This is a genomic window from Variovorax sp. Soil_C_17 (genome assembly GCF_057657265.1).
In genome coordinates this window covers 97,570-113,546 of record NZ_JBDGIT010000013.1, presented here as the reverse complement: position 1 = coordinate 113,546, position 15,977 = coordinate 97,570, and the positions used below count along the sequence as shown (strand labels likewise).

Genomic DNA, 15,977 nt, shown 5'->3' with positions numbered 1-15,977 from the left:
TCATCAAGACAGGAAGGCTCAAGGTGCTTGGTGTCACGTCTGCACAACCCAGCCGGCTCGTCCCGGGTGCCGAGCCGGTTGCAAGGTACGTCTCAGGGTATGAACAGGATCTGACCTACGCCCTCTTCGCACCGGCAGGCATTCCGCCCGCCGTGGCGGAGAGGGTCGCCGCGGCAGTTATGCAAGTACTCAGTGGTCCGGGAGAGAGCGAGCGGTTCCTGGAGTTCGGGCTGAGTCTCAACCCGCTGCCTGCCGCGGAAGTCAGCCGTATCGCTGCGCGCGACGCCGAGACGATTCGAAAAACGCTCGAGACCACGCCCGTCAAGTTCGGCGAGTGATCAAGATCCCCACCTTCATGCTGACTCCTGTCGCACCTGCAATCGTTGCACGCCGTTCAGGAACGGGCGAACCTGACGTCGCTCGAGCGATGCGCACCATCGGCGCGACGGACGCCTTTAAGAAAGGCGCTGGGGCGCCGCCTGCGCAGCGCTGGCCCGCAAGACTGGCAACCCGCGCGGATTCCTGGCTATAGCGACAGGAGGATCCTTCGTCATGAGCAGTTCGACGAATCCCTCGAGGGCGTGGCCAAAAGCGCCACGCCCAAGGGATGGTGCGCCGAACATTCTCGTCTTTCTGACTGACGATGTCGGCTACGGGGCCTGCAGCACCTTCGGAGGGCCGATCCACACACCTGCACTCGACGCGCTCGCCGCCCATGGTCTGCGCTTCACACAGTTCCACACCACGGCGATGTGCTCTCCGACGCGGGCTGCCCTCCTGACCGGCAGGAATCCGCATCGCGTGAGCATGGGCCGGGTGACCGCTCGCCCTTCTTCCTATGAGGGCTACACCAGCGTGATTCCGAAGTCAGCGGGCACCATGCCGGACATTCTTCGCCGCGCCGGCTACAACACCGCGATGTTCGGAAAGTGGCACCTCACTCCGGAATGGGAGATCACGCCGCAGGGGCCCTTCGATCGCTGGCCCACGGGAATGGGCTTCGAGTACTTCTACGGCTTTCTTGGCTTCGACACGAACATGTGGACGCCGGACCTGGTGGAGAACACCAGCTTCATGCCAGGCGGCCAGGACACCCCGCTCCAGCACTTCGACGAGCGCATGGCGGATCGCGCCATCGATTGGTTTGCCCAAATCGGCGCTCGATCTCAAGATCCCCATCTGGACATCCACACCGGCAGTGGAACTGATTCAGGATGAGGGCTCGGTAGCAAGCGATCAGCATGAACCATGTCATCCCTGCCGGTGGTGGGAGTATGGTCGCGCCAATGCTCGCATCGATCCCGGCCAGCGTCGCCTCGGGCACCAACGCGGTCATGCGCAACATCGTTGCGCGGCAGGTGCTGGGGCTGCCGGTGCAATAGGCGATGCCATCAGGACGACTCGAGCGCGTAGGCCGGCTCGTCCCACCACGGGTAGAACGCCGGCATGTCCGTGCTGACGCGGTCGGTGAAGACCGCTTCCCGCTTCTCGAGAAAGGCCGAGACGCCTTCCCGCGCATCGGCCGACGCGCCGCGCGCCGCGATGCCCTGGCTCTCGAGGATGTTGGCCGCCATCGGATGGTCGGCGCCGAGCAGGCGCCACATCGCCTGCCGCGTCAGCGCGACCGAGACTGGCGCGCTTTTCGCGGCGATCTCTGCCGCGATCGCGCGCGCCGTGGAGAGCAGCGCGTCGGGCGCCACGACGCGGCTGACCAGCCCGCCCGCGAGCGCCTCGTCGGCCGACAGGATGCGACCGCTGTAGGTCCACTCGAGCGCGCGCGATATGCCGACGACGCGCGGCAGGAACCAGGTCGCACAGGCATCAGGCATCACGCCGCGGCGGTTGAAGACAAAGCCGAAGCGTGCCTCGCTCGACGCGATGCGGATATCCATCGGCAGCTGCATCGAGACGCCGATGCCGACCGCCGCCCCGTTCACCGCGGCGATCAGCGGCTTGGTGCAGGCGAACAGCCGCAGCGCCAGCACGCCGCCGCCGTCGCGGCCATGCTCGAGCGCCTCGGGGTCGGTGTCGACCGGCTTGCCGAGCAGATCGAACGAGCTGGCGCCGCCGGACAGGTCAAAGCCGGCGCAGAAACTGCGGCCGGCTCCGGTCACGATGATCGCGCGCACGGCGTCATCGGCATCGGCAATGTCGAGCGCGGCACACAGCTCGCGCCGCATCAGCTTGGTCAGCGCGTTGAGCTTGTCCGGGCGATTCAGCGTCAGCGTCAGGATGTGATTCGCGACCTCGTAGTGGAGGGTTTCAAATTGATGCATGGCTCAGGTCCTCGGTCTGTTCGAGAAGGAGGTCGGCGAGTCGCACGGCCTGCGCGTCCGCATCGCCGAACAGCAGATCGAGCACCGTCAGGCGGCGCAGGTAGTGGCCGACCGCATACTCCTCGGTCATGCCGATGCCGCCGTGTAACTGGATCGCCGTTTGCGCGACGATGCGGCCGTGCCGGCCGACCAGCATCTTCGCGCGGATCAGATCAGCCCTCGCTTCGTCGGCCCCCGGGTCGTCTACCGCAAACGCGGCCGCGATCGCTGCGCTGCGTGCGGTCTCGAGGCTCACCACCATCTCGGCGACGCGGTGGCGCAAGGCCTGGTTCGAGCCGATCACCCGGCCGAACTGCTTGCGCGTGTTGACGTATTCGACGGCCAATCCGTACGCGGACTGCATCGCGCCGAGGGATTCGGCGCAGGCGGCGGCCATGCCGGCATCGAGTGTGCCGCGGATCGCCTTGAACGCCGCAACGCCGTCGACGGGATCGCCGAGTGGTTGTGCATCTGCATTCGCCAAGGTCAGTTCGGCGGCGAGGGTGCCGTCGACCAGCGCATGCGCGCGCAGCGTCACGCCAGCCGCCGCCGGGTCCACCAGGAAGAGGGCCAGGCCGTCGCGATCGGCCGGCCGGCCAGAGGCGCGCGCACTGACGACGATGCGCTCCGCGAGCGAGCCGTGCAGCACGTTGACCTTGCTGCCGCTCAACTGCCAGGCCGCGCCCTTGGCGACCGCACCCGTCTCGACCCACAGCGGCGCATGCCGCGCGCCGGGTTCGTCGTGCGCGAAGGCGAGGCGCGCCTCGCCGATTGCCAGCTTCGGGAGCCAGTGCGCCTGCGCTGCCGTGTCGCCGGACAGGCGTACCGCCGTCGCACCGAGCACCGACGAGGCCAGAAACGGCTCCAGCAGCATCGCGCGGCCGAACTGTTCGAGCACCGGCAGCAGGTCGGCCGCACCACGCCCAAAGCCGCCGTGTGCCTCCGGAACGGTCAGTGCGGTCAGGCCCAGCGCGACCAGCTGGCGCCAGACCGTCTCGCTCCAGCCCGCGCTGCCGGCCGCTATCGCACGGCGCTGCTCGAAGCTGTAGTGGTCGGCCAGCATGCGCTGCACGCTGTCGCGCAGCTGGGATTGTTCGTCGCTCAGTTGGTAGTCCATGTTGTCCGTCCAGATCCGGTCAGCCCAGGATCGTCTTCGCGAGGATGTCCTTCTGGACCTCGCTCGTGCCGCCGTAGATGCTGGCGGCGCGGGAGTAAAAGTAGCGCGGCGCCGGCAGCGCCTCCCATTCGCCCAGGCCGGGCCCGTCGAGCGGCCGACGCTCCAGGCCCTGCGGGCCGGCAATGCGCATCAGCAGCGCCGCCAGGTCCTGCTGGATCTCGACGCCCTTGAGTTTCAGCACCGAGGCGAAAGCGGGATTGGCGACCTGTTCCTCGGGCGTCAACAGCATCCGGTAGTTGGTGAGCTCCAGTGCGCGTACCTCGGCGTCGAGCCAGGCGAACTCGGCGCGAAGCTTGGCATCTTCCACCAGTGGAACTCCGGCCTGCGTGATCCTGCGCGCGAGTTCGATCGCGTATTCGAGCCGCTCGCGGCACAGCCCCACGTTCGCGATCATGGTGCGCTCGTTGCCGAGAAGGAACTTCGCGCAGTCCCAGCCGCGGCCTTCCTCGCCGACCAGGTTTTCGAGCGGCACTTCGACATCGTCGAAGAAGACCTCGTTCAGGTGGTGCGCGCCGTCGATCGAGATGATCGGCCGGATCGTGACGCCCTTCTGACGCAGGTCGACCATCAGGAAGGTGATGCCGTCCTGCTTGCGCGCGCCCGTCTCGGTGCGCACCAGGCAGAACGCGTAGTCGGCCACGTGGGCCGTGGTGGTCCAGATCTTCTGGCCGTTGACGATGTAGCGGTTGCCCTCGCGGCGCGCCGCGGTGCGCAGCGACGCGAGGTCCGAGCCCGAGCCGGGCTCGGAAAAGCCCTGGCAGAACCAGACATCGAGATTCGCCAGCTTGGGCAGCCACTCGCGCTTCTGCTGTTCGGTGCCGAACTTCAGCAGCACCGGGCCGAGCATCGTCGTGTTGAACACCTGTGGCACCGGTGCGGGGCCGCGGTAGATCTCGTCGAGCAGGATCAGCCGCTCCATCGGACCGAGCTCGGCGCCGCCATATTCCTTCGGCCAATGGGGAGCGGCCCAGCCGCGCTCGTTCAGGATGCGCTGCCAGGTCACGGTGTCCTGCTTGCGGGGCGGGTGGCCCAGACGCAGGCGCTCGCGGATTTCGGTCGGGAGGCGTTCTTTGACGAAGCGCCTCACCTCGTCGCGAAAAGCGGTTTGCTCGGAAGTCAGCTGAAGATTCATGTGTTGTGGCGAGGTGAAACTGGCACGTACGCCACGGCATGATAACTTGTACACTCGCTATGGATCAACCATTGGATATCTTCGCATGACCGACCCATCCAATTCGACCGCCCTGGCGGAGCACCGAGCCTTCGACAAGCTGTTGGCCGAACGTTTCAGCTGCCGTGGCTACCGTTCCGATCCGGTACCGCGCGCGGCCATCGACGAGATCCTGCGTCTCGCGCAGCGCACCGCGTCGTGGTGCAACTCGCAGCCGTGGCAGACGATCGTGGCTTCACCAGCGCAGACCGAGCTTCTGCGCAATGCGTTGACGACGCTGCCCGCCGATGCGCCGACTGGGTTCGACATCGCGCCGCCGGTCGACTACCGCGGTGTCTACCAGGACCGGCGCCGCGCCTGCGGCTTCCAGCTCTACGACAGCGTCGGCATCGCGCACGGCGACCGCGTCGCGTCGGGCAAACAGGCACGGGAGAATTTCGCCTTCTTCGGCGCGCCGCACGTCGCGATCGTCACGACCGAGGCCGCGCTCGGCCCCTATGCGGTGCTCGATTGCGGTGCCTACGTCCACAACTTCATGATCGCGGCGCGCAGCCTGGGCGTGGCGAGCATCGCGCAGGCCGCGCTTGCGATGCGCTCGGCCTTCCTGCGCGACTGGTTCGAGATACCGGCGGATCGGCATATCGTCTGCGGCATCTCGTTCGGCTTCGAGGACCCGTCGCATCGGGCCAACGGCTTCCGCACGCCGCGCGCTGATGTCGCGGATGCCGTCCGCTGGGTCGACTGAACCAACGCCGTGGCCGGCGAGATCCTGCCGCGTCCAGACCGCGGCGACACCGCGGCGTCGATCTGGACGCCCATGCGTCGGCCGGCCTTTCGCGGCCTGTGGATCGGCGGCGGCATCCACTTCCTCGGCAGCGCGATGCACACGACCGCCTCATCTTGGCTGATGGTTCAGGTATCGGGTTCGTCGTTGCTTGCCGCGCTGGTGCAGACGGCCGCGTTCCTGCCGATGTTCCTGCTGTCGCTGCCGGCCGGCGTGCTGGCCGACAGCACCGACCGCGCGCGCATCATCACGGCGGCGTTGGCCGTCTACGCGCTGACGGCCGCGGCGCTCGCCGGTCTCGCATGGCAGGACCTGGCCGGCCCGGCGACCCTGCTCGCGCTCACCTTCTTGCTGGGCGCCTGCCAGGCGCTGCAGTCGCCGGCCTGGAATTCGGCCGTCAACGACAGCGTCGAGCGCGACGAGATGCCGCAGGCGCTGACGCTTGTCGCCGTCGCGTTCAACGGCGCCCGCGCAGTGGGGCCGGCGCTGGCGGGGCTGGTGTTCACGCTGGCGGGCAGCAGCATGGTCTTCGGCCTTGCAGTCGCCACCTCCCTCACGATGCTGGTCGCCGTGCGTCGCTGGCGTCCGAAGCCCCATCCCGCGACCCAGCTGCCGCCCGAGCGCTTGTGGGGCGGCATGCTCAGCGCGCTGCGCTATGCCTGGCATTCGCAGGTGACGCTGGGTTACCTGGTGCGCACGGTTGCGTTCAGCACCGCCGGTGCCGCGCTGTGGGCGCTGGTGCCGGTGATCGCGCACAACCGCATGGGGCTGGGCGCGGCCGGCTTCGGTGCGCTGATGGGTTGCCTGGGCAGCGGGGCTGTGCTGGCCGGGCTGTCGCTGATGCGGCTGCGCGCGCGCTTCGGGCTCGATCCGCTGATCGCCGGCTGCTGCGTGGTCTTCGTGCTGACGATGGCGGTTGCTGCCTTCGCGCCCTGGCCGGCGCTGGTCTACGTGGTGTTCGTCTGCGGTGGCGGTGCGTGGATGTGCGTCATGTCGACCTTCAACGTCGCGACGCAAAGCGCGGCCCCCGCGTGGGTGCGCGGCCGCTCGGTCTCGATGTTCACGCTCTGCGCCATGGGCTCGTTCGCGCTCGGCTCGGCATGGTGGGGCGCAGTCGCGGAATTGCTGGGTGTGAGTGCGACGCTCTCGGTCGCGGCGCTTTGCCTGCTCGCGAGCATGCGGCTCGCCCGGCACTATCCGCTGCGCGCACTCGATGCCAGCGAGGTCACTCAGGCCGCCTCGTGGGGCGAATTGCTGGTGTTGGACGAGCCCCCGCCCGAGGCCGGTCCGGTCGCAGTGGAGATCGCCTACCAAGTGCGAGGTACCGACGCCGCCGCCTTCCTGGACACGCTCGCGCTGCTGCGCGCACCACGCCGCCGCGACGGCGCGACCTTCTGGCGCGCGTACCGCGATCTCGGTGGGTCCGGGCGCTACGTCGAACGCTTCATCGTCGCCTCATGGCTCGACTATCTGCGGCAACGTGCCCGTGCCACCGTCGCCGATCACGACCTCGAGGAACGCTTGCGCGCCTTCCAGATGGCGGGCATTCCGATCACCGTCCATCACTACGTGGCCGAGCGCTGACGCGCGGCCGATCTTCCACTTCACTCATCGAACCACCATGCACCTGTCCACCTGGATGACCCCCGAGCTCGAATCGTTCCAGGACGCAGTCCGACGGTTCTACGAACGCGAGTTGGTCCCGAACGAGGAGCGCTGGGGCCGCCAGCAGCATGTCGACCGCGAGGTGTGGCACAAGGCCGGCGCCGCCGGGCTGCTGTGCGTGAGCATCGCCGAGGAGTACGGCGGCGGCGGCGGATCGTTCATGCACGAGGCGATCCTGTTCTACGAGCAGACGCGCGCCATCGCGCCGGGCCTGGGCAACGGCGTGCACACCGGCATCGTCTCGCACTACATCGAGAACTTCGGCTCTGAAGCGCAGAAGCGCGAATGGCTGCCGAAGATGGCGCGCGGCGAGCTCGTCGCGGCGCTGGCGATCAGCGAGCCCGGCGCCGGCTCCGACGTGCAGGGCATCCGCACGCGTGCCGTTCGCGACGGCGACCACTACATCGTCAACGGCGCCAAGACCTTCATCAGCAACGGCCAGCTGGCCGAGTTGATAGTGGTCGTCGTCAAGACCGATCCGAATGCCGGCGCCAAGGGCATCTCGCTGCTGGTGTTCGAGACTGCGAAGGTCGAGGGCTTCCGGCGCGGCCGCGTGCTGGATAAGATCGGCATGCACGCGCAGGACACCTCCGAGCTGTTCTTCGACGACATGCGCGTGCCCTGCGAGAACCTGCTCGGCCCGAACGAGGGCGAAGGATTCCGCCAACTCATGAGGGAGCTGCCGCGCGAGCGCGTCATCACCGCGATGAGCGCACAGGGTTCGATGGACCGCGCGATCGCCGAGACTCTGGCCTACGTGAACCAGCGCAAGCTGTTCGGCGACACGCTTTTCGGCTTTCAGAACACGCGCCTCAAGCTGGCCGAGTGCGAGACCAAGGCCACGGTGTCGCGCGCCTTCATTGACCAGTGCGTGAACCAGCTCGCCGCCGGCGAGCTGACGAGCACGACTGCGGCGATGGCCAAGTGGTGGTGCACCGATGCGCTCGGCCAGATCGTCGACGAGTGCCTGCAGCTGCACGGCGGCTACGGCTACATGACCGAGTACCCGATCGCGCGGATCTACCAGAACGCGCGCATCGGCCGCATCCTCGCCGGCAGCAACGAGATCATGAAGGAGCTCGTGGCCCGCGACTTGAAGCAGCGGGTGGCCTGACGTGGGCGCCGAAATCCGTTCCGACTACGCGCACCTCGACGTGCGCGTCGAGGGCGCGGTCGTACACGCGACGCTGAACCGCCCCGACGCGTTGAACGCGCTGAATGCCGCGCTGGTGGCCGAGCTGCGCGACTTCTTCGGGGCGCTGTATGCGCATCCGGAGATCCGCCTCGTCGTGCTCGGTGGCGCCGGCCGCGCGTTCTGCGCCGGCGCCGACCTGAAGGAGCGCCCGTTGAGCGATGCGCCGCGCAGCGTCGCCGACGTGCTCGCGCAGCAGCGCAGCATCCGCGACGTGATGCTCGCGATGCGGCGCTGCCCGCAGCCGATCGTCGCGCTGGTGCAAGGCGCGGCCAGCGGTGGCGGTTTTGCGCTCGCGCTGGCCGCTGACGTGCGGCTCGCGACACCGGACGCGCGCATGAATGCCGCATTCATCCGCATCGGGCTGAGCGGCTGCGACGTGGGCGTCAGCTACTTCCTGCCGCGCATGCTCGGCAGCTCGGTCGCGGCCGAGCTGATGCTCACCGGCCGTTTCCTCACCGCGCCGCGCGCGCTTGCGCTCGGGCTCGTCAGCCACGTCGCTCCGCTCGAGGAGCTGAGGACCGAGGCCGAGGCGCTGGTGGCCGACATGTTGCGCGCCTCGCCGCTCGGCTTGCGGCTCACCAAGGACGCGCTCGGCTTGTCGCTCGATGCCGGCGGGATGGAGGCGGTGATCGCGATGGAAGACCGCAACCAGGTGCTGTGCGCGGTCACCGAGGACTTCCGCGAAGCCAAGGCCGCGTTCATCGAGAAGCGCGCGCCGGTGTACCGCGATTGCTGAGGACTGGAGACAGTCATGGATCTTTCATTGCAAGGCCGGACCGCACTCGTCACGGGCGCCGGCCGCGGCATCGGCCGCAGCATCGCGCTGATATTGGCACAGGCCGGAGCCGATCTCGCGCTCAACTACCGGCGCGACGAAGCCGCGGCACGCGCCACGGCGACCGAGATCGAAGGGCTTGGCCGTCGTGCCCGCATCTACCAGGCGCCGGTCGAGGATCGCGATGCCTGCGCAGCGATGGCCGAAGCTGCACTGACCGACTTTGGCGCGATCGACATCCTCGTTCACAACGCCGGCATCGCCAGCCGCGGCCAGACCGTGGCCGAGACCGAGCTCGACGAGGTCGAGCGCGTGATGCGCGTGCATGCGTTCGGGCCGTACCACCTCAGCCAGCGGTTGCTGCCGCAGATGCGCACGCGCGGGCGCGGCGACATCGTGATGATCTCGAGCATCGTGACGCGGCTGTTCAGTGCCAACGGCTCGCCGTATTCGATGGCCAAGGCGGCGATGGAGGCGCTGGCGCGGACGCTCGCGAAGGAAGAACGGCGCCATGGCATTCGCACCAACATCGTCAGCCCGAGCCTGACAGTGACCGACATGGGCCAACGTGTGGTGCGTGCGCGCGGCAACGACGATATCCACAGCCTCGATGCGGCTGCGCCGTTCGGCCGCGTGAGCATGCCGCAGGACGTGGCCTCGGTGGTGCTGTTCCTCGTGTCGGGCGCAAACGCCTACGTCAACGGCCAGAACGTCGCGGTGGACGGTGGCGGCTGAGGGTGCGGCCCCAGCCGATGCAGGTCAGATCTTCACACGGCCCGACTCGACCAGCTTGCGGATCAGCGGCAGTTGCTGGTCGGTGAAGGCCGTCGTCTTCGCCGGATCCCAGCCGACCGACTCGAAGCCGAAGTCGAGCATCCGGGTCGCGACCTCGGGCAGCATGACGATGCGGCTCATCTCCGCGGCCAGCCTGTCCAGCACCGGCTTGGGCGTCTTCGCGGGCGCGTAGACGGCGCCCCATCCGGGCATGTAAACCTGCGGGTAGCCGGCCTCGGCGAAGGTCGGCACGTCCCTGTAGCCTTTGAAGCGGACGTCCGATGACACGGCCAGCGGAATGATCTTGCCGGGCTGGCGCGACACCGCGCCGATCGAGGTGATCGCCGCGTCGATCTGCCCGCCCAGCAGATCCTGGATCGCCGGCGCCTCGCCCTTGTACGGCACGTGCAGCACGTCGATGCCGGCACTCAGGTTCAGCAGTTCGCCGATGAAGTGACCACCGGAGCCTTGGCCGTACGAGCCGTAGCTGAGCTTGCCGGGCCTGGACCTCGCCAGCGCGACGTACTCCTGCAGCGTCGACACGCACAGCGGTGCGCGCACGCCGATCGCGATTGGCGTCATCACCATCAGGCAAACCGGGGACAGCTCCGACAGTTTGTAGCCGGGATTGGACATCAGCACCAGGTTGCTCAGGATGCTGCTGTTGATGTAGAGCAGGCTGAGCCCGTCCGGCGGCGCCTTGGCGACGCTCTGGATCGCAATCGCGCCGTTGGCGCCGGGCCGCGATTCGACCACCACGGTGTTGCCCAGCGACTCGGTCAGCTTCTGCCCGACGACACGCATCGCGCCATCGGCACCGCCCCCGGCCGGCGTCCAGATCGTGATCTTGATGACGCCTTCGGGGTAGTGCGGCCGGGCGCGGGACAGGCCGGGCAGGGCGCTGCCGGCAAGCAGCGACAGGGCGGTTCGGAGGGTGTCGCGGCGATTGAGATGCATGGCGTCGGTGTGCGGAGGTTGGGGGAAGCACCTTAGTTCCGCGACCTGCACTCGTCCATCGGTGGATCAACCATTGACATGCGGCCACTGCCGGCGCCCACTCACCCGTCAACGAGGAGCTTTGATGATCGACATGCACTACTGGCCGACGCCGAACGGCTGGAAGATCAGCATCATGCTGGAGGAATGCGGGCTGCCCTACCGCGTCGTGCCGGTGCGCATCGGCCGCGGCGAACAGTTCGCACCGGCGTTCCTCGCGATCAGCCCGAACAACCGCATCCCGGCGATCGTCGATCACGCGCCGATGGGCGGTGGTGCGCCGCTGGCGATCTTCGAGAGCGGCGCGATCCTGCAGTACCTGGCGGAGAAGTCAGGACTGCTGCTGCCGACCGACGTCGCAGCGCGCTTTCGCGTGATGTCGTGGCTGATGTGGCAGATGAGCGGCCTCGGCCCGATGCTGGGCCAGAACGGCCACTTCCTCCTCTATGCGAAGGAGAAGATCCCGTACGCGACAGAGCGCTACCGCCTGGAGGCGCGGCGCCTGTATGGCGTGCTCGACAAGCAGCTCGCGCTGACGGGTGCGCACATCGCGGGCGACGACTACTCCATCGCCGACATCGCCTGCTTCCCGTGGGTGATGACGCACAAGGCGCAGCAGCTGACGCTCGACGACTTCCCGCGCATCAAGCGCTGGTTCGCCGAGGTGCGCGCTCGGCCCGCGGTGCAGCGAGGCCTGGCGGTCGGCAAGGAGCTGAAGGCCGCCGCGCCGGCGATGGACGAGGAGGCGCGCAGTCACCTGTTCGGCGCCGCGCCGACATGAGGGCCGCACGATGACATCCGCACACGAGATCGAGTTCTTCTTCGACTGCTCCAGCCCCTGGACCTACCTGGCGTTCCACAGCATTCAGCCGATGGCCGCGGCGCTGGACGCGCGGATTCGTTGGCGGCCGTTCATGGTCGGCGGTGTCTTCAACACGATCAACCCGACCGTCTACGCGTCGCGCCAGCACAGCGTGCCGGCCAAGTCGGCCTACGCGAAGAAGAGCCTGCGCGACTGGGCGCGCTGGTCGGGCGTCGAGATCACGCCCCATCCGCTCAGCGTGTTTCCGGTCAACAGTGTCAAGGTGATGCGCGGCTGCCTGGTGCTGGACCGCGAAGGCCGCCTGCCGGCCTTCGCGCGCGCCGCGTTCGAGGCCTACTTCCGCGACGACGTCGACATCTCGCAGGACGATGGCGTGCGCAAGGTGTGCGCGGTGGCTGGCGTCGATGCCGACGCGCTGCTGGCGGCGATCGCCGATCCCGCCGTGAAGGACGAACTGCGCGCCAACACCGACGAGCTCATCGCCCGCGGCGGCTACGGCTCGCCGACGATCTTCGTGGGCGGCGACGACATGTACTTCGGCAACGACCATCTGCCGCTGGTGCAGGCGGCGCTGCTGCGCCTGCGCGGGCGCTGAGGCGTCAGGCACCCGCCTTGAACAGCGCGTCGATGCGTGCCTCGTAGGCGTGATAGCCGATCCGCTCGTACAGCTCTTCGCGCGTCTGCATCGTGTCGAGCACGTTCTGCTGGGTGCCGTCGCGGCGGATCGCGGTGTAGACGTTCTCGGCCGCGCGGTTCATCGCGCGGAAGGCGCTCAGCGGGTACAGCACCATCGCGACGCCGGAGGCGCGCAGTTCGGGCACCGTGAACAGCGGCGTCTGGCCGAACTCGGTGATGTTCGCCAGCACCGGCACCTTCACCGCGTCGACGAAGCGCCGGTAGGTCGGCAGGTCGCGCACCGCCTCGGCGAAGATGCCGTCGGCGCCGGCCTCGACGCACAGCAGCGCGCGTTCGATCGCCGCATCGACGCCTTCGGCCGCGATCGCGTCGGTGCGCGCGATCAGAAAGAACGCCGCGTCGGTCTTCGCATCCACGGCGGCCTTGACCCGGTCGGCCATCTCGGCGGCCGGCACGATCTCCTTGCCGGGCCGGTGGCCGCAGCGCTTCGCGCCGACCTGGTCCTCGAGATGGCACGCGCCGGCGCCGGCCGCGATCAGGCTGCGCACCGTGGGCGCGATGTTCAGCGCGCTAGGGCCGAAACCGGTGTCGATGTCGACCAGCAGCGGCAACTCGCAGACGGCGGTGATGCGGCGCACGTCGGTCAGCACATCCTCGAGCGTGTTGATGCCGAGGTCGGGCATGCCCAGCGAGCCCGCGGCGACACCGCCGCCGGAGACGTAGATGGCGCGGTAGCCCGCGCGCTGCGCCAGCAGCGCATGGTTGGCGTTGATCGCGCCGACGATCTGCAGCGGTGTCTCGTCGGCCAGTGCGGCGCGGAACGCCGCGCCCGCGCTCGGCAGCGCCGCCATCAGGCGATCCCCATCGCGGCGCGTTCCTGGTAGACGAAGTCCTGCCTGTTGCGCTTGCCGCTCACCCAATGGTCGAGAATCTTCGGCGCATTCGGCGACACCTCGACCAGCTGCTTCCAGTCCTGGATCAGCGTGCGTCTGGCGATGCGCCATTCGCCGTTGCGGCGCTCGAAGCGGTCGGCATAGCGCGAGCCGGTGAACAGGTCGACGCCGACGCCGGCCTGGCCCTCGCGGCCACCAGCGAACTGCGCGAGCGCGGCCTTCGCCTCCGGCGGGTACTGCTGGATGGTTCGCACGTAGGTCTCGACCAGGGCCTGGTCGGGCGATGCGAACTCGATCAGCATGTTGCTGATCGCGTGCATCGAGAACGGGATCGCCTGGTGGCGCTCACGGATCCAGTCGATCAAGCCTTCCACGCCGCCGTCGTAGGGGCCGTGCGTGTCGGTCGCCTCCGGGTGGAACACGGCGCGGATCTCGTCGAAGTCGAGCCGGTCGATGGCGCGGCACCAGCGGTACATCACGTCCTGGATCTGCATGCGATCGGCGATGCGCTCGATCGAATAGGCGTCTTTCGCGTTCAAGGTGGTCTCTCCTGTCAGGTTCCGGAATCGTCGTTCGGCACGAACACCTGGCCGTCCATCAGGCGGCGCGCGCTGCGCCACAGCACCACCGAGTCGACGCGCCAGCCGTCGGCCGCTTCGCTCGCACTCGCCCGCAGCGAGAACACGCCCGAGGGATGGCCGAAGCGCAGCGTCTCGCCCTGCAGCGGCCGGCCGATCGCGCGCGAGACCACGCTGCCAGGCACTGCGGCGGCCGCCGCGATCGCGACCGCGCCGGTGCCGGTCATCGCGTGGTGCAGTTGGCCCATGGAAAGGATGCGCGCGAGCAAATCGACATCGTCCGCGGCCACCGCCTTGCCGCTCGAAGAACGGTAGGCCGCAGGTGGCGCCACGAGACAGAGCTTGGGCGTCGCTGGCCGTTCGGCACTGGCCGCTTCGGGGCTCGCGGCCAGGCCCATGCGCACCGCGGCCAGCGCCCGGAGCGCCTCGCAGCGCGCCAGCAGCGCCCTGTCGGCATTGACCTGGGGCTGGAGCTCGGTGCCGGCGAGCCCGAGCGCCGAGGCAGCCACGAAGACGGTCGGGTTTCCGGCGTTCATCAGGGTCGCGTCGACTTCGCCGACTCCAGGCACGTCGAGCCGATCGCGCACCGCGCCGCTCGGGAACATCGCCCCGGCCGCGCCGCCGTCGCCACCACCCGCATCGAGGAACTCGAGCTCGATCGCGGCCGACGGGAACGCGAGGCCGTCGAGTTCGAAATCGCCGGTCTCGACCACCTGCCCGCCACGCATCGGCACGCGCGCCAGGATGCGCTTGCCGAGGTTGGCCTGCCAGATCTGTACCAGGGCCGTGCCGTCGGCAGGCGCATCGATCCATCCGCGCGCGATCGCGAACGGCCCGACGGCGGTGGTGAGGTTGCCGCAGTTGCCGCTCCAGTCGATCAGCGGCGTGTCGATCGCGACCGCGCCGAACAGGAACTCCACATCGCAGTCGGCGCGCGCGCTGCGCTGAACGATCACGACCTTGCTGGTGCTCGAGGTCGCGCCGCCCATGCCGTCGGTGTGCTTGGCGTACGGGTCCGGGCTGCCGATCACGCGCAGCAGAAGGCGGTCGCGTGCCGGGCCGGGCACGCGCGCGGCCGCGGGCAGGTCGTCGTGTGCGAAGAACACGCCCTTGCTGGTGCCGCCGCGCATGTAGGTGGCGCGGATCGCGGTCTGGCTCATCGGCGCGTCTGGTTCGTCCGGTTCATCCGGCATCGGCGCCGCGCAGCCAGTGCAGCGCCCGCAGCATCGGCGCATCGGAGACGCAGAGGATCACCGCGTCCTGGTCGGCATGGTGCGCGTGCTCCATCCAGCTCGGCACCGCGAGCACGTCGCCGCCCGACCAGTCGAAGCGCTGGCCGCCGATGGTCGAGTGGCCATGGCCGTCGATCACCAGCAGGATCCGGCTCGCGGTGCTCTTCTCGCCGGCCCAGTCGGCGCCGGCGTCGAGCCGCGTCGCGACGCGGTCGAAGCTGTCGATGCGATCGGCGCCGAGTTCGAGCTGGCGCAGCCCGGGCGCCACCGGCGCGGTCGCCAGCAGGCGCGGCAGGTAATCGGCGTAGGCGAAGCGCATCGGCGAGGCGGGTTCGATGCGGTCGGCCGCCTCCACCTGGTCGGGGTGGTGCTCGAAGAACATCGGCCCGAGCGCCTGCACCAGCGGCGCGTCGAGGATGTCGATCCGATAAGCCTCGCGCGTGCTCTCGTTGCTGTGGCCGTGGTAGCTCCAGTTCGGCGTCAGCAGCACGTCGCCATGCAGCATCGGCACCTTGGCGCCGTCGACGATCGTGAAGGTGTCCTCTTCGGCCTCGACCACGACGCGCATCGCGTTCGGCGTGTGGCGGTGGCTGCGCGCGGTCTCGCCGGCCTTGACCATCTGGTAGGCCGCGACCAGCGTGGTCACGGTCGGGTAGTCGTTGCCCGCGACCGGGTTCGCGAGGATGAGGTTGCGTCGCTCGGCCCATTCGGTGCCGACCAGGCGGCCGGCCGCACGCAGTGCGGCACGCGCGTCGGCATAGCGCCAGCGCGCGCCGGCGAAGCGTTGCTTCGGCTGCGGGTAGAGCGACGGCGTCGGCTTGCTCCAGCCGTTCTTGACCTGGATCGCGTCGAGCATCGCGTGGAGCTGGTCGAGGTTGCCGGCCGCGTCGAAATCGGGCGTGGCGCTGGTCGCAGGCGAGGCGGTTGCGGTGGTTTCAAGGTTCACGTCGGTCCTCCGGTCGG

Annotated in this window: 17 protein-coding genes; 9 read left to right on the top strand and 8 right to left on the bottom strand. The window is 68.7% G+C overall.

The features are described 5' to 3' along the window. Both AC3A6Y_RS31705 and AC3A6Y_RS31700 read left to right on the top strand, forming a co-directional pair. Positions 1 to 338, top strand: a 338-nt coding sequence (locus AC3A6Y_RS31705; protein ID WP_487872189.1) for a tripartite tricarboxylate transporter substrate-binding protein, incomplete at its 5' end; no start/stop codon positions are given. Between the two features lie 214 nt (positions 339 to 552). Beyond that, a complete protein-coding gene (locus AC3A6Y_RS31700) occupies positions 553 to 1,218 on the top strand; it encodes a sulfatase-like hydrolase/transferase (protein WP_487872188.1) in 666 nt (221 codons plus the stop codon). A 173-nt stretch (positions 1,219 to 1,391) separates the two neighbouring features. Here the strand turns inward: AC3A6Y_RS31700 and AC3A6Y_RS31695 are convergent, their stop codons facing one another. From AC3A6Y_RS31695 to AC3A6Y_RS31685, 3 genes are read right to left on the bottom strand one after another with little or no spacing between them, the layout of a single operon-like run. Next, positions 1,392 to 2,276, bottom strand: a complete 885-nt coding sequence (locus AC3A6Y_RS31695; RefSeq protein WP_487872187.1) for an enoyl-CoA hydratase-related protein — start codon at positions 2,274 to 2,276, stop codon at positions 1,392 to 1,394. After that, positions 2,263 to 3,432, bottom strand: a complete 1,170-nt coding sequence (locus AC3A6Y_RS31690; protein WP_487872186.1) for an acyl-CoA dehydrogenase family protein — start codon at positions 3,430 to 3,432, stop codon at positions 2,263 to 2,265. The genes AC3A6Y_RS31695 and AC3A6Y_RS31690 overlap by 14 nt, the downstream gene beginning before the upstream one ends. Before the next feature lie 19 nt (positions 3,433 to 3,451). Beyond that, a complete protein-coding gene (locus tag AC3A6Y_RS31685) occupies positions 3,452 to 4,624 on the bottom strand; it encodes an acyl-CoA dehydrogenase family protein (protein WP_487872185.1) in 1,173 nt (390 codons plus the stop codon). Between the two features lie 85 nt (positions 4,625 to 4,709). Here AC3A6Y_RS31685 and AC3A6Y_RS31680 point away from each other — a divergent pair, with 85 nt between their 5' ends. From AC3A6Y_RS31680 to AC3A6Y_RS31660, 5 genes are read left to right on the top strand one after another with little or no spacing between them, the layout of a single operon-like run. Further along, on the top strand, positions 4,710 to 5,408 hold the full coding sequence (locus AC3A6Y_RS31680) for a nitroreductase (RefSeq protein ID WP_487872184.1): 699 nt from the start codon (positions 4,710 to 4,712) through the stop codon (positions 5,406 to 5,408). A gap of 9 nt (positions 5,409 to 5,417) precedes the next feature. After that, positions 5,418 to 7,031, top strand: coding sequence for an MFS transporter (locus tag AC3A6Y_RS31675; RefSeq protein ID WP_487872183.1), 1,614 nt, complete (start codon positions 5,418 to 5,420; stop codon positions 7,029 to 7,031). 37 nt (positions 7,032 to 7,068) lie between these two features. After that, positions 7,069 to 8,226, top strand: coding sequence for an acyl-CoA dehydrogenase family protein (locus AC3A6Y_RS31670; protein ID WP_487872182.1), 1,158 nt, complete (start codon positions 7,069 to 7,071; stop codon positions 8,224 to 8,226). A gap of 1 nt (position 8,227) precedes the next feature. Continuing rightward, complete coding sequence (locus AC3A6Y_RS31665; protein WP_487872181.1) at positions 8,228 to 9,043, top strand: enoyl-CoA hydratase/isomerase family protein; 816 nt, start codon at positions 8,228 to 8,230, stop codon at positions 9,041 to 9,043. Positions 9,044 to 9,058: 15 nt separating this feature from the next. Continuing rightward, the gene (locus AC3A6Y_RS31660) at positions 9,059 to 9,817 is read left to right on the top strand and encodes an SDR family NAD(P)-dependent oxidoreductase (protein WP_487872180.1); all 759 of its coding nucleotides are present in this window, start codon (positions 9,059 to 9,061) and stop codon (positions 9,815 to 9,817) included. A gap of 24 nt (positions 9,818 to 9,841) precedes the next feature. Here AC3A6Y_RS31660 and AC3A6Y_RS31655 read toward each other — a convergent pair whose 3' ends face one another. Then, positions 9,842 to 10,813 carry a Bug family tripartite tricarboxylate transporter substrate binding protein gene (locus tag AC3A6Y_RS31655; RefSeq protein WP_487872179.1) on the bottom strand — a complete coding sequence of 324 codons (972 nt, stop codon included), beginning with the start codon at positions 10,811 to 10,813 and terminating at the stop codon, positions 9,842 to 9,844. A 124-nt stretch (positions 10,814 to 10,937) separates the two neighbouring features. Here AC3A6Y_RS31655 and AC3A6Y_RS31650 point away from each other — a divergent pair, with 124 nt between their 5' ends. Both AC3A6Y_RS31650 and AC3A6Y_RS31645 read left to right on the top strand, forming a co-directional pair. Then, the gene (locus tag AC3A6Y_RS31650; protein ID WP_487872178.1) at positions 10,938 to 11,633 is read left to right on the top strand and encodes a glutathione S-transferase N-terminal domain-containing protein; all 696 of its coding nucleotides are present in this window, start codon (positions 10,938 to 10,940) and stop codon (positions 11,631 to 11,633) included. Between the two features lie 10 nt (positions 11,634 to 11,643). Next, a complete protein-coding gene (locus tag AC3A6Y_RS31645; RefSeq protein WP_487872177.1) occupies positions 11,644 to 12,270 on the top strand; it encodes a DsbA family protein in 627 nt (208 codons plus the stop codon). A gap of 4 nt (positions 12,271 to 12,274) precedes the next feature. On the opposite strand, the gene prpB is transcribed toward AC3A6Y_RS31645, so the two are convergent. From prpB to AC3A6Y_RS31625, 4 genes are read right to left on the bottom strand one after another with little or no spacing between them, the layout of a single operon-like run. Then, complete coding sequence (prpB, locus tag AC3A6Y_RS31640) at positions 12,275 to 13,162, bottom strand: methylisocitrate lyase (protein WP_487872176.1); 888 nt, start codon at positions 13,160 to 13,162, stop codon at positions 12,275 to 12,277. After that, positions 13,162 to 13,743 carry a nuclear transport factor 2 family protein gene (locus AC3A6Y_RS31635; RefSeq protein ID WP_487872175.1) on the bottom strand — a complete coding sequence of 194 codons (582 nt, stop codon included), beginning with the start codon at positions 13,741 to 13,743 and terminating at the stop codon, positions 13,162 to 13,164. The genes prpB and AC3A6Y_RS31635 overlap by 1 nt, the downstream gene beginning before the upstream one ends. A gap of 14 nt (positions 13,744 to 13,757) precedes the next feature. Beyond that, entirely contained in the window at positions 13,758 to 14,942 is a 1,185-nt protein-coding gene (gene prpF, locus AC3A6Y_RS31630) for a 2-methylaconitate cis-trans isomerase PrpF (RefSeq protein WP_487872174.1), read from the bottom strand. Between the two features lie 22 nt (positions 14,943 to 14,964). Next, on the bottom strand, positions 14,965 to 15,960 hold the full coding sequence (locus AC3A6Y_RS31625) for a cupin domain-containing protein (RefSeq protein WP_487872173.1): 996 nt from the start codon (positions 15,958 to 15,960) through the stop codon (positions 14,965 to 14,967). Positions 15,961 to 15,977 lie beyond the last annotated feature (17 nt).